Origin of the sequence: Acinetobacter sp. 251-1, assembly GCF_030329305.1 — a bacterium.
Classification (GTDB): Bacteria; Pseudomonadota; Gammaproteobacteria; order Pseudomonadales; family Moraxellaceae; genus Acinetobacter; species Acinetobacter piscicola_A.
Window position 1 is genome coordinate 143,905 of the sequence record NZ_JACANS010000004.1, and the last position, 13,737, is coordinate 157,641.

Annotated in this window: 14 protein-coding genes; 6 read left to right on the forward strand and 8 right to left on the reverse strand. The window is 39.3% G+C overall.

From position 1 onward, the window contains the following. Positions 1 to 133: 133 nt before the first annotated feature. Positions 134 to 1,051: a LysR family transcriptional regulator gene (locus HX129_RS04370; RefSeq protein WP_130073423.1), complete on the reverse strand. Its 918-nt coding sequence runs from the start codon at positions 1,049 to 1,051 to the stop codon at positions 134 to 136. A 238-nt stretch (positions 1,052 to 1,289) separates the two neighbouring features. Between HX129_RS04370 and catA the strand changes: the two genes are divergently transcribed. The 6 genes from catA (at position 1,290) to benE (ending at position 7,777) form a co-directional block, all read left to right on the forward strand. Then, the gene (catA, locus tag HX129_RS04375) at positions 1,290 to 2,210 is read left to right on the forward strand and encodes a catechol 1,2-dioxygenase (RefSeq protein WP_286433803.1); all 921 of its coding nucleotides are present in this window, start codon (positions 1,290 to 1,292) and stop codon (positions 2,208 to 2,210) included. 93 nt (positions 2,211 to 2,303) lie between these two features. Then, positions 2,304 to 3,704, forward strand: coding sequence for a benzoate 1,2-dioxygenase large subunit (benA, locus tag HX129_RS04380; protein ID WP_286433802.1), 1,401 nt, complete (start codon positions 2,304 to 2,306; stop codon positions 3,702 to 3,704). Beyond that, on the forward strand, positions 3,701 to 4,201 hold the full coding sequence (gene benB, locus HX129_RS04385; protein ID WP_107008677.1) for a benzoate 1,2-dioxygenase small subunit: 501 nt from the start codon (positions 3,701 to 3,703) through the stop codon (positions 4,199 to 4,201). The genes benA and benB overlap by 4 nt, the downstream gene beginning before the upstream one ends. Positions 4,202 to 4,279: 78 nt before the next feature. Further along, positions 4,280 to 5,296, forward strand: a complete 1,017-nt coding sequence (benC, locus tag HX129_RS04390) for a benzoate 1,2-dioxygenase electron transfer component BenC (RefSeq protein WP_286433801.1) — start codon at positions 4,280 to 4,282, stop codon at positions 5,294 to 5,296. Between the two features lie 79 nt (positions 5,297 to 5,375). Then, positions 5,376 to 6,161 (forward strand): benzoate diol dehydrogenase BenD, encoded by a 786-nt coding sequence (benD, locus tag HX129_RS04395; RefSeq protein ID WP_130073419.1) that lies wholly within the window; start codon positions 5,376 to 5,378, stop codon positions 6,159 to 6,161. A gap of 398 nt (positions 6,162 to 6,559) precedes the next feature. Next, positions 6,560 to 7,777, forward strand: coding sequence for a benzoate/H(+) symporter BenE (gene benE, locus HX129_RS04400; RefSeq protein WP_286433800.1), 1,218 nt, complete (start codon positions 6,560 to 6,562; stop codon positions 7,775 to 7,777). A gap of 153 nt (positions 7,778 to 7,930) precedes the next feature. On the opposite strand, the gene HX129_RS04405 is transcribed toward benE, so the two are convergent. From HX129_RS04405 to HX129_RS04435, 7 genes are all read right to left on the reverse strand, one after another. Further along, positions 7,931 to 8,518, reverse strand: coding sequence for a TerD family protein (locus HX129_RS04405; RefSeq protein WP_107008671.1), 588 nt, complete (start codon positions 8,516 to 8,518; stop codon positions 7,931 to 7,933). Positions 8,519 to 8,530: 12 nt separating this feature from the next. Further along, entirely contained in the window at positions 8,531 to 9,247 is a 717-nt protein-coding gene (locus HX129_RS04410; protein ID WP_107008709.1) for a TIGR00266 family protein, read from the reverse strand. 11 nt (positions 9,248 to 9,258) lie between these two features. Next, a complete protein-coding gene (locus HX129_RS04415) occupies positions 9,259 to 10,569 on the reverse strand; it encodes a vWA domain-containing protein (RefSeq protein WP_180047299.1) in 1,311 nt (436 codons plus the stop codon). 133 nt (positions 10,570 to 10,702) lie between these two features. After that, positions 10,703 to 11,281, reverse strand: coding sequence for a TerD family protein (locus HX129_RS04420; RefSeq protein WP_130073415.1), 579 nt, complete (start codon positions 11,279 to 11,281; stop codon positions 10,703 to 10,705). 3 nt (positions 11,282 to 11,284) lie between these two features. Continuing rightward, positions 11,285 to 12,388: a DUF475 domain-containing protein gene (locus tag HX129_RS04425; RefSeq protein WP_130073414.1), complete on the reverse strand. Its 1,104-nt coding sequence runs from the start codon at positions 12,386 to 12,388 to the stop codon at positions 11,285 to 11,287. 16 nt (positions 12,389 to 12,404) lie between these two features. Beyond that, the gene (locus HX129_RS04430; RefSeq protein ID WP_130073413.1) at positions 12,405 to 12,980 is read right to left on the reverse strand and encodes a TerD family protein; all 576 of its coding nucleotides are present in this window, start codon (positions 12,978 to 12,980) and stop codon (positions 12,405 to 12,407) included. Positions 12,981 to 13,028: 48 nt separating this feature from the next. Continuing rightward, positions 13,029 to 13,737 (reverse strand): TerD family protein (locus HX129_RS04435; RefSeq protein WP_502872668.1); only part of this gene is annotated, 709 nt, incomplete at its 5' end.

A 13,737-nucleotide genomic window follows, 5' to 3' on the forward strand; every position in this document is an offset into this window, starting at 1 on the left:
AATAACTGGTAGAAATATTATTCTACTTCAAACTTAATATGTACTAAAAATAAACAATAATAAAAAACAAGTGCTCATTATCTTTCAATAAAAAGCACATATGTTTAATTTTCAAGCAAAAAATGATTTTGCTTTAGAGCACACGGCGCTCATAGCCGATATGTTCGAGGTCATATACTTGATAAACACAGTCAAATAATGAGTGAATATCATTGTTTTCATCCATATTACGCATTGCCATAAAAATTGGGCTCACCGCTGCATCATCTAATAAAGGTATAAAGTGCAAATGTGATAAATGAATATTTTGGGCGCTACTTGGGACGATTGAGATTCCTTCAGCAGCAGCCACAAAACCCAGTGCGAGTTGCAGTTCTCGTACTTCACGAACATTTTTTAGATCTAAACCATATTCAGAAAATAAATGACGTACTTGAGTGGAAAAATTAGGTTTATGATGATTTGGATATAATAAAATATGTTGATCTAACAAATCTGCCAAATAAACGCCTTCTTTATATTGACGTACTAAAGGGCTACTCGCATGTACAGCTACCATGAGGGGTTCCTCACGTAACAACACGCGTTTGACCGCAGAATCAGAAATACGTAAACGCCCAAAACCGACATCGATACGCCCTTCTTTTAATGCCTCAATTTGATCTGTTGTGGTCATTTCGACCATCTCAATTTTAACATCTCGATTTTGCTGTTTGAATAAATAGACAATATTTGATAACAAGCCGAACAATAATGAACCTACAAAACCAATATTTAAGGTCCGATCTGCCAAACCGACCCGCTTGGTCATAGACTTTACTTCTTCAGCATTAGACAAAAGTTTAACAGCGTGTTGGTAGAAAAATTGACCTGCTTCTGTTGTTTTTAATGGTCTGCTTCCTCTGATAAATAGTTGAACATCCAGCTCATTTTCCAAATTTTGAATCTGCCGACTCAATGGCGGCTGTGCAATGAATAATTTTTCAGCAGCTTTGGTGAAACTTTGCTCTTCCACCACTGCAACAAAATAACGAAGATGTCTAAGTTCCATGACAACGAATACCTTTAAAGTATAAAAAAATACGTAATTGATCTTCGACAAGACCTAATTTATTCATTTAAGGTATATAGCATGAAGTAAATTAGCAACAAAGTGAAGTTTTTTTAAACTGATTTTTTCAGATCTAAAAATCTAAATGTAATTGCGATCACATTTGGGCCAGCCTGTTAGCCAGCTACAAAAAGGAATGCTTGTCGCTCAGGATGACCTCATACTCTAGGAGAATAGTATGAATCGTCAAGAAATTAATGAACTTGTTAAAAAAATGAATGTTGACACTGCTACAGGTGATGTTGACGCTCGTGTACAACAAGTTGTTGTTCGTCTTGTCAGTGACTTATTCCAAGCCATCGAAGACCTTGATTTATCTGCAACTGAAGTTTGGAAAGGACTTGAGTATTTTACCGATGCAGGTAAAGCCAATGAATTTGGTCTTTTAGCAGCAGGTTTAGGTCTAGAACATTATTTAGATTTACGTGCCGATGAAGCCGATGCCAAAGCTGGAGTCTTAGGCGGAACACCACGTACCATTGAAGGTCCACTCTATGTCGCTGGTGCACCTGAATCTGTTGGTTTTGCCCGTATGGATGACGGCACAGAAACCGATAAAATCCCAACCTTGTTCATTGAAGGGACAGTGACGGATACTGATGGTAATATCATTGAAGGTGCTAAAGTTGAAATTTGGCATGCCAACAGCTTAGGTAACTATTCATTCTTTGATAAATCACAGTCTGATTTTAACCTACGTCGCACGATTATTTCGGATCAAGATGGTCACTATACAGCGCAAACCACCCTGCCTGTTGGCTATGGTTGCCCACCTGAAGGCACTACACAGTTTGTATTGGACAAATTAGGTCGCCATGGTAACCGTCCTTCTCATGTTCATTATTTTGTTTCTGCACCAGGTTATCGCAAACTCACCACTCAATTTAATATCGAAGGTGATCAGTACCTGTGGGATGACTTTGCATTTGCAACACGTGACGGTTTAGTCGCAACAGCAATCGACATCACTGACGAAGCTGAAATCGCACGCCGTGGTTTAAACAAAGCGTTCAAACACATTACATTCAATATTCAGTTAGTCAAACAACAAGTTCAAGCACCATCAACTGAAGTTGATCGTCGTCGAGCTTCTGCATAATTTCCCTTTTATTTAAAAATACTTTTGGAACCGAAATATATTTAAAAACATATTTCGGTGACTTGCCCACATTTGGACAGTCGGAGAACGGACATGCCACGTATTCCTGTGATTAATACCAGCCATCTTGATCGTATTGATGAGCTTCTTGTAGATGATTATGAAACAGGTGAATTTAAACTTCATCGTTCAGTATTTACAGACCAAGCCCTTTTTGACCTAGAAATGAAATACATTTTCGAAGGAAATTGGGTGTATTTGGCACATGAAAGCCAAATTCCAAAAAACAATGACTACTATACAACTTATATTGGTCGTCAACCGATTCTGATCGCACGTAACCGTAATGGTGAATTGAACGCAATGATTAATGCGTGTTCACACCGTGGTGCTCAGCTTTGCCGTAATAAACGTGGTAATAAAGCCACTTATACTTGCCCTTTCCATGGCTGGACATTTAATAACTCAGGTAAATTACTTAAAGTTAAAGATCCAAGCGAGGCAGGTTATTCAGATTGCTTTAACCAAGAAGGCTCTCATGATCTGAAAAAAGTTGCGCGTTTTGAAAATTATAAAGGTTTCTTGTTCGGTAGCTTAAACCCAGATGTTCCATCATTAGAAGAGTTTTTAGGTGAAACCACAAAAATCATTGACATGATTGTTGATCAATCTGAACAAGGTTTAGAAGTTTTACGTGGTTCATCAACCTATACCTATGAAGGTAACTGGAAACTCACTGCTGAAAATGGTGCAGATGGTTATCACGTGTCTGCGGTACATTGGAACTATGCAGCAACAACGCAACAGCGTAAAGAAAAGCAACAAGAGCTTGATAATGTTCGTGCAATGAGCGCAGGTGCTTGGGGTAAACAAGGCGGTGGTTCTTACGGTTTTGATCACGGTCATATGTTACTTTGGACACAATGGGCAAATCCAGAAGACCGTCCAAACTTCCCGAAGGCTGAAGAATATACAGCAAAATATGGCGCGGCGATGTCTAAATGGATGATCGAGCGTTCACGTAACTTATGTTTATATCCTAACGTGTATTTGATGGATCAATTCGGTTCACAAATCCGTGTATTACGCCCAATCTCTGTGAATAAAACAGAAGTTACGATTTATTGTATCGCGCCTGTTGGTGAAGCACCTGAAGCACGTGCTCGTCGTATTCGCCAATACGAAGACTTCTTTAATGCTTCAGGCATGGCAACACCAGATGACCTTGAAGAATTCCGTGCATGTCAAGCAGGTTATGCAGGTATTGAACTTGAATGGAACGACATGTGCCGTGGTTCTAAACATTGGATTCAAGGTCCAGATGATGCTGCAAATGAAATTGGTTTAAAACCAGCATTAAGCTGTATCAAAACTGAAGATGAAGGCTTATACCTTGCTCAACATCAATATTGGTTAAAAACCATGAAACATGCCATCGCAGCTGAAAAAGAATTGGCTGAGTTAGAAACGTCTGCACAAGGAGAAAATGCATGAGCGCGCAAGACAAAGCATCATTAGAAAATATTGCACAATTTCTCTATCGTGAAGCTCGTTTTTTAGACGATGAACAATGGGATGAATGGTTACAGTGTTATGCACCATCTGCATCATTTTGGATGCCAGCTTGGGATGACGATGACAAACTTACTGAAGATCCTCAAGCTGAGATCTCATTGATTTATTACCCTGACCGTCAAGGTTTAGAAGACCGTGTGTTCCGTATTAAAACTGAACGCTCTTCTGCAACCATGCCAAATACACGTACAGCACACAACATTGCTAACGTAGAAGTTGTTGAACGTGATGGCGATAAAGTCACTGTTCGCTTTAACTGGAATACATTGAGCTTCCGTTATAAAAACAGTTATAGCTATTTTGGTATGTCTCGCTATGAAATTGATTTTTCAGGTGAACAACCACAGATTTTAAGTAAATATGTTGTACTTAAAAATGACTATATCAATCAAGTCATTGATATCTACCACCTCTAAAAACAAACAAGGATGGCATTCGTCAAACTCCCATTTGGCGAATGTCAGAAGTATCAAAATTTAAGTAGGATTCTAGCCATGTCAAACCATAATGTTGCACTTCAATTTGAAGATGGCGTAACGCGTTTTATCAGTGTCGCTCAAGGTGAAACCTTATCAGATGCTGCATATCGTCAAAAAATTAACATTCCTTTAGATTGCCGTGATGGTGCTTGCGGAACGTGTCGCGCGTTTTGTGAGTCTGGCGCTTATGACATGCCTGAAGAAAACTATATTGAAGATGCTTTAACACCTGAAGAAGCAGAAGAAGGCTATATTTTAGCTTGCCAATGTAAACCAACTTCAGACGCAGTATTCCAGATTCAAGCAACTTCTGATGTCTGTAAAACTCAGATTCACGAGTTCCAAGGCACTTTAGCACGTGTAGAAAACTTATCTGAATCGACCATTACCTTTGATATTCAACTTGATGAAGGTCAGCCAGATATTCATTTCCTTGCAGGACAATATGTCAATGTTGCGCTACCAGGCACAGCAGAAACACGCTCTTATTCATTTAGTTCAAAACCAGGCGACCGCTTAACAGGCTTTGTTGTGCGTAATGTACCGAATGGTAAGATGAGCGAGTTTTTAAGTGCCAATGCTCAAGCTGGCGACAAAATGACATTCACAGGTCCTTTTGGTAGCTTCTATTTACGTAATGTTGTTCGCCCTGTTCTTATGCTTGCAGGGGGTACAGGTATTGCACCATTTATGTCAATGCTACAAGTTCTAGAAGAAAAAGGTTCTGAACAACCTGTACGTCTTGTTTTCGGTGTAACCAATGATTTTGACTTAGTTGCCATTGAAAAACTTAATGAGTTACAAGCAAAATTACCATGGTTTGAATATCGTACTGTTGTAGCACATCCTGACTCTACGCATGAACGTAAAGGTTATGTGACAGGTCATATTGAAAATGAATGGCTCAATGGTGGTGATGTTGACGTTTACCTTTGTGGTCCAGTTCCAATGGTCGAAGCCGTTCGTGGCTGGTTAGACCAAGAAGGTGTAAAACCTGCAAACTTCTTATTTGAAAAATTCTCTGCGAACTAAGCTTTCCACAAACCTCGTTTTGCACTCAAAACGAGGTTTTTAAATATTCGGTTTTAAAAAATTGAGCATGGAGAAAAAAATGTCAGATCGTCAAAGATTTTTAAATAAAGTTGTTATTGTTACAGGTGCTGCTCAAGGGATTGGTCGTGGTGTTGCGCTGCAAGTTGCTGCTGAAGGCGCACAAGTGATCCTCGCAGATCGCGCTGAAATTGTAGATGAAGTTTTAGCTGAAATTTTGCAGCATCAAGGTGATGCGATCACAATTAATGCAGATTTAGAAACTTTTGCAGGCGCTCAATCTGTTGTGGCTAAAGCAATTGAAAAATACGGTCGTGTTGATGTCTTAATCAACAATGTCGGTGGTGCAATTTGGATGAAACCCTTCCAAGAATTTTCTGAAGAAGAAATTATTAAGGAAGTGAATCGTTCTTTATTCCCAACCTTATGGTGCTGCCGCGCGGTGTTACCAGAAATGTTGAAAAATCAGAAAGGTACGATTGTTAATGTATCTTCAATCGCGACACGTGGTATTAACCGTGTACCTTATTCTGCATCTAAAGGTGGTGTAAATGCCTTAACTGCTGCAATGGCATTTGAACATGCGAAAGATGGTATCCGTATCAATGCTGTCGCAACAGGCGGCACCGAAGCACCACCTCGTAAAGTACCTCGCAATAGTAATCCTTTATCTGAAAATGAAAAACAATGGATGCAACAAGTGGTTGATCAAACCATTGATCGAACTTTCTTAGGACGCTACGGCACGATCCAAGAACAAGTGAATGCGATTTTATTTTTAGCCTCAGATGACTCATCTTATATGACAGGTACTGTCGTTCCTGTGGGTGGTGGAGATCAAGGTTAAACTGATCTTTTATTTTAAAAGATTTCATGCCACTTTTTATGATTAAACAAATAAAAAATGAGTTGCTTTTATAGCAATTCCAATGCCATTGGTTTAATCGCATGAGGCGACATGGATGTCGCCGTTGGTCAAACGTATCATGGATGTACATTTTGACCAACAAAGAATTTTTGTCACTTTGATCCGTCAAAAGAAAGGGATTGCCTACATAAATTAGTCTTTATTTTGAATAAATAAAATGTGGCTGTGCCCATCGAAGCATCAAAGTGAATAAGTATTGACAGCATAGTAAGAAAATCTATATGACAATGTAGATTTTCCTTTTTCTCTAAAACATATGATTTAAAACACAATTCAGCAGGATCATTGAATTAAACACGCATGGAGGCAAATGCCCAATGGCAACCCTGTTTAAGACCCTAAAACAGGACTGGTCAATTTCAGCTACAGTTGCTGGTTTCTTAGCAGTCTTGATTTCGTACTCAGGTCCACTCATTATCTTTTTCCAAGCAGCACAACAAGCCCATGTCAGCAATGCCATGATGATTTCATGGATCTGGGGCATTTCTATTGGTGCTGCGGTTGCTGGAATATTTTTATCCATTAAATTTAAAGTTCCTGTGATCACAGCTTGGTCTGCTCCCGGAACAGCTTTATTGGTCACACTATTTCCACATATCTCACTCAATGAAGCTGTTGCTGCATATATCACGTCCGCAGTGATTATTTTCTTGATTGGAATTTCAGGTTCTTTTGATAAATTACTCAAATGGATTCCACAAGATGTTGCCGCAGGCATGATGGCAGGTATTTTATTTCAGTTTGGGCTAGGTTTATTTAAAGCCACTGACACCATGCCAATGATTGTTTTTGGCATGCTTTTGGTTTATTTGGTGGCAAAAAGACTCAGCCCTCGTTATGCCATGGTTTTTGTGCTTATTTCAGGTGTGATTTTAAGTTTAGCTTTAGGCAAAATGAATCCCGTTGATGTCGATTTTTCTCTCGCTATTCCACAATTCATCATGCCTGAATGGACTTGGAACTCAACGCTTAACCTTGCTATTCCACTGACATTGGTGAGCTTATCTGGCCAATTTCTACCCGGTATGGCGATTATGAAGTTAAGTGGCTACGACACCCCTGCTAAACCGATCATCACAGCAACCAGTCTGACATCTATGGCTGTTGCATGCGTGGGTGGAATTACCATTGTTCTTGCTTCAATTACTGCGGCACTTTGTATGGGTAAAGATGCACATGAACTGAAAGAAAAACGCTATATTGCAGGGATTGCCAATGGGATCTTTTATATCTTAGGTGGTTTATTTGCAGGAAGTATTGTGATGCTTTTTACATTATTGCCCAAAGAGTTAGTCGCTGCATTAGCAGGTTTAGCCTTACTCGGTGCAATTGCGATTAACATCTCTGCTGCAATGAAAAATGAAAGTCAACGCGATGCTGCTTTACTGACTTTTTTAGCAACGGCTTCAGGGATGAGCTTCTTAGGTCTCAGTTCAGTATTTTGGGGCATTTGTATTGGTATCGTGGCACATGTCATTTTGACAAAACGTCAGAACACAGCACAAAGCCAGACTGAAGCTGTCAGTTCAAAATAAAAAATAGCATGAAGCTCACTCAAATCAGTTTTGGGTGGGCTTTATTCTTACTCAGTTTTAGCATGAATATAATGCCAAGGTTAAAATATTCAACCTCTTTAGAAAAAGCCCAATTTCTAAAAATTAGGCTTTTATATCATAAAAAATAATCAATTACAACAATGGCAATACCGAAGGTACGATGTCATGAATCGTTTTACCTTGACAAGACTCACCCAACGCTGACATTTTCCAAGCACCATTATGACGATATACTTTCGCAATAATCAAAGCAGTATAATTGCCTTGTGCTGACAAATTATATTTTGCAACTTCAGTGTTGGTGGTTTCATCGACTAAACGGCAAAAGGCATTCTCTACTTTTTCAAAAGTTTGACCACGAAAACTACTAATCGTAAAGACGATTTGCTGAACTTGATCAGGAACACGCGTCAAATCTACAAAGATTTTCTCGTCATCACCATCGCCTTCACCTGTTAAGTTATCACCAGAATGTTGAATACTACCATCGCGGCTACGAAGCTGAGCAAACCAAACGTTATCAAGTACTTGTTTATTGGCATCAAATAAAATTGCTGAAGCATCTAAATCAATAGAGCCACCGCCGCCACCAAATAGACCACCTAAAAAGCCACCGCCTTTAGCAACGTCCCAACCTGCACCCAAATAAATTTTTGTTAATGAAGAACCATCTGGTTTTTCTAACGAAATTTTTTGACCTTTTACTAGACTAATACCCATTTATTGTTTCCTTCAGTTTGAGTTTCCACGACCTAAAGCCGATGCCAACCATTGTAAATAACTTGCACGATTTCTAGAGCATACAATCACTTTGCCATGCCCACGAAACTTAATCACTAAACCTTCACCGCTGGTTAAGCTATTAAAAATATTACCCACAATACCACCGCCGCCTGAAGTCGGCATACCAATGTTATAGTTTAAAGACGCATCCCAAGCCGCAACATGACCATTATCAATGGTGACCTCGCCTTGTTCAGGGGTAATATCTAACTCAAGCAAGGTGCCACTGCCTGAAATACAGACTTGCCCCTGCCCACCTGTTTCCATTACTACAAAGCCACCTGTGCCGCCAAATAATGCACCACCAATATTACTCTGTACTTTCGCTTTAATATTAGTATGTTCAGTTGCAGCGACAAATGCACCGTCTGACAAAATATATTGGCGTTGCCCAACATCTAAAATTTGCATATCTCCATCTAAATTTGGGGATAACAAACATTCACCATCTCCATTTGAAGCTTTGATTTGCTGCTGAAACAAAGATTCGCCTGAGGTAAATTTACGCATAAATGCCTGAAATACACCGCCACGTAACTTACCTGTCACTTCGAGATTTTGCTCCACCATGACCATGGCATCCGATTCACAATAAATCGATTCACCACGTTTCATACTGACATGTAAAAAAGGTTCTGGACTACCCACTAAAGTAAATGTTGCCATTGCTCTTGGTCCTACTTGATTATATTTTTTTGTTGCGCAGCTTTGAGCCACATTGGAAATTCATTTAATAACAAATCATAGAGTTGCGACTCAGGCATACTGTCGATATTGTCCATTGCAAAAAAATTACAATTATCAATCACACGTCCCGACATCTCATCTAACTGCTCTAAGACACCATAATTTCGACCACCAATGCCCACAAACTGCCAAAAAATTGCTTGATTGGATATATCTTTTAAAATTTGTTTAATTTTTTTAGTTTCAGATACGCCGCCATCTGAAATAAACACCACATAAACAGGCAAATCGGATGGGCTTTCTTGAATAAAATAATCAATCACCGCATTCAGCGCCGCAGGTTCATTATTAAAACGTGCGCCAGCATCCCATTTTTTATGCCCGCCCTGTTCGGTATTGATATAGTTTTTTAAATTACCTAAATGTACATCGCTTAAACGTAAAGCATGCTGTGCAAATGCCCAACATTCAAAACGCCCATCATCATCAAAATTCACCGCTAAAGGCATAATCCGATCAAGGACTTTTTGTACATCACCTTTTTTATATTGCTGATTCATTGAACCTGAATAGTCTAGAACAAGTGCTACCCGTGCTTTCACATTGAGCAAATTATTCTTTTCTAAACTGATCAAAGATTTTTTAGTGAGTTCTAAAAGCTGCGGGGCAGATTTCTCAATTTTATCTAAAACCACTTTTTTCTTTAAATCTAAAGTGGATGTCGTTGCAGGTACATGGTTTTGAGTTACCGTATTTTCGATAGGAGTAGGAGCCGTTTCATCTGCAACTTCCCCACCAAAATGCTCAACCAGCGCTTTTAAACCGCCATTAAAACCTTGCCCAACCGCCGCCATGCGCCAAGCGTCATTTTTAAAGTAGATTTCACACAACATAGCCGCTTTTTCTTGCTGAAAATGTGCACTTGTCAGGTGGTAGCTTGCCAAAACTTGCTGCTTAGCATTGACTAAATCAACTTGAATAGATTGAATATGATTTAAAGTCGTTTGATCTGTTGTCGCACAAATCACAAAACGGGGCGTTTTTTCAGTATCAATTTGACTGAGATCAAATTTAAAAATATGTTGCTGTGCCTGTTGAAAATATTGCACTTCATTTTCAGGCGTTTTGGGCTGATTATAAAAAGTCATATAATCATCATGATAAAGTTGATCGTGCCGCCCTAAGCCAAAACTAGAAATATCAATTTCAAAACTTGCTTGCACTTGAACACGTACACTCAATTCTGATGTAGATTGTAACAGTTGGGTCAATGCGAACTTTTGTCCTGAAACCAGTTGCATATATGATTCTCTATTTTAGTACTTGAAAATAATCGATTTAAAAGCATTTTTATAAAATACAAAGATTGCAAAATTATTTTCAAGTACTAAAAGATTGCTCTTTTAGTACTCTGTTTTAAACTGTTTTTACAGATTAAACGGCAACACCGTAGCTTGCAGCCAATGCGCCTAAGCCACCGTTAAAACCTTGACCTACAGCTTTGAATTTCCACTCACCGCTGTGACGGTATAATTCACCAAAAATCATCGCAACTTCAGTGCTACCATCTTCAGACAAGTCAAAACGTGCAAGCTCTTCACCGTTTGCATCTTGGTTAATCACACGGATGTACGCTTTATCCACTTGACCAAAGTTTTGACCGTTTTGTTGACCTTCGTGAATGGTAACTGCAAAGACAACTTTCGCAATATTTGCAGGAACTTTAGACAAGTCTACAGAAATCGTTTCATCATCACCGTCGCCATCACCTGTACGGTTATCACCTTGATGCGTTACAGAACCACATGGAGATACTTTCTGGTTAAAGAAAATAAAATCGCCATCACCTGTGACTTTGCCATTTTCATCTGTTAAAAATGCGACTGCGTCTAAGTCAAATGCTTTACCATCAGTTACACGTGGGTTCCAACCTAAACCTAAATCTACTTTATTCATCGTAGGTGCAGTTTTAGATAAGTTAATGTTACCGCCTTTAGATAAGCTAATCGCCATGTCTTAATTTCCTTCTTGTGTTGATTCTAACTTTTGCTGTTTCTTGCTATACGAAATTGATGATAATACCGCCCATACAATAAACGCTACACCAATCAATCCTGTGACAACTTCAGGTACATGCACACCTGTACCACTTGCGAGCATAATCAATGCTAAAGCACCAATCGCATAATGCGCACCATGCTCTAGATATACATAGGCATCCAATGTGCCTTTTTCAACGAGGTAAATGGTCATAGAACGAACAAACATCGCACCTATTGCCAAACCTAACATAATCACAACAACATCATTAGTAATTGCGAAAGCACCAATAACCCCATCAAAACTAAATGAAGCATCTAAAACTTCTAAATACAAGAAGCCCCCGATACCACCTTTCACCACTGTACCTGTAACTGTTGCGTTGCCATTTGAAGATTTTTCATCATCTGCTTCATCATCAGAACCACTGCCTTCAAGTAAATGTCCAATGACCTGCACACCCACATAGACCACGATACCCCAGATGCCTGCCATCACCACAACTAAACGCTGTGCCTCAGGTACAAAACCTGCAATGACCAACAATGCAATCAGTGAAATAAATACTGAAATCGCTTGAATACTGCCTAAATCTGCTAATTTAGACTCAACCCAATGAAACCAATGTTCATCCTTTTCATCATCAAAAAGAAAGTTTAAAAACACAAGTAATAAGAAAATACCACCAAAAGCAGCAATTTCCGCATGATGTGCCATCAGTTTTTCTGAATAAGTTTTAGGGTCATTCAATGCTAACTTAGCCACTTCAACCATACTCATATCTGCGGTGACGCCAACAATGAGCAATGGGAAAACCAAGCGCATACCAAATACGGCAACAATGATCCCGACGGTTAAGAATAACTTCCGCCAAAACATATCCCAATGTTTAAGCACAGAGGCGTTCACAACGGCATTATCAAATGACAATGACACTTCCATGATGGCTAAAATACCTGTAATTGCCAGTACCTTAAACATCATCATCAGCCCTGCTTCAGGACCGTGGGTAAATCCCCAATAGGCAGAAATTGCTAAACAGATAATGGTGAAAATTATCGAAAATCTAAAATGCTTCATTCATTCCACTCAACGTTTAGATGCTAATGCCATACTGATGGCACATGGCACGCAAACCGCCTGCATAACCCTGACCTACAGCGCGGAACTTCCATTCACCGTTATGACGATACAACTCACCAAATACCATTGCTGTTTCGGTTGAATAATCTTCGTTTAAATCAAAGCGTACAATTTCAACGTTACTTTGATCATTGACCACACGAATAAATGCATTTTGTACTTGACCAAAGTTTTGACCACGTTGCTCTGCATCATGAATCGTCACAGTGATTGCAATTTTTTGAATGTCTGCAGGAACAAGACCTAAATTAATTTTAACGGCTTCATCATCACCATCACCTGCACCTGTGCGGTTATCGCCTGTATGCTCAACAGAACCCTCAGGAGAACGTGTTTGGTTATAAAAAATAAAGTCATGTTCGCCACGAACTTTATCGTTTGCACCTAATAAAAATGCCGATGCATCTAAGTCAAAATCTGCACCATCTGTTGCACGTGCATCCCAGCCTAAACCAACAAGAACTTGAGAAAGTGATGGATCTGTTTTACTTAGTGATAAATTACCACCTTTATTTAAAGAAATTGCCATATTGCATATCCTTTTATCTATGAAATTGATTGTTAAAAAAGTTAAAGATTAATCTTTTGACCCTTGTGTCCAACGAAAACCAAAGCGGTAATGTTGGTCTAAATATTGTTGATCTTGGAAATAACGCACTTCACGATTGGCTCGAATACTACCACCCACATTTCTCAGTTCAACAATGGCACAGGTGGTTAAATGATTACCATCGGTTAAACGAACCTCTATTTCAGGCTGATTTGGGATACGAATGGTCACTACGCCATCTGTTGCAGCCCATTGCGCCACACCTGAATAAATATAGGTATAAATAACAATCCGTTCAATTTCATCCCAACGATCACCATTGATATGCAAGTTCTCACCTGTCGTTCTCGCACCTGTACGATCATCACCGTCTAAATGAATAAATGGGGGGCGGTCATAATGACCAAACTGATTACCCAGTGGTTGAACTAAAGCAACTTGACCACTTTTAAACTGAATCATGGCGCCGAGATCTAGATCGATGGTTTTATTTCCACCGACTAATTTTTTAAAGAATGAACCTGATTGGGCTTGTTGACCTTGATTCCAGTTGAGATTTACTGAAATTTTACCGAAACCTGAGCCTTTTTTAGTCAAATTAATACTGGAATTGGTCTTGTCTAATTTGATTTTAGATAAATTTAAACTTGAGTTTGGCGTTGGCGTTGGCGTTGGCGTTGGCGTTGGCGTTGGCGTTGGCGTTGGCGTTGGCGTTGGCGTTGGCGTTGGCGTTGGC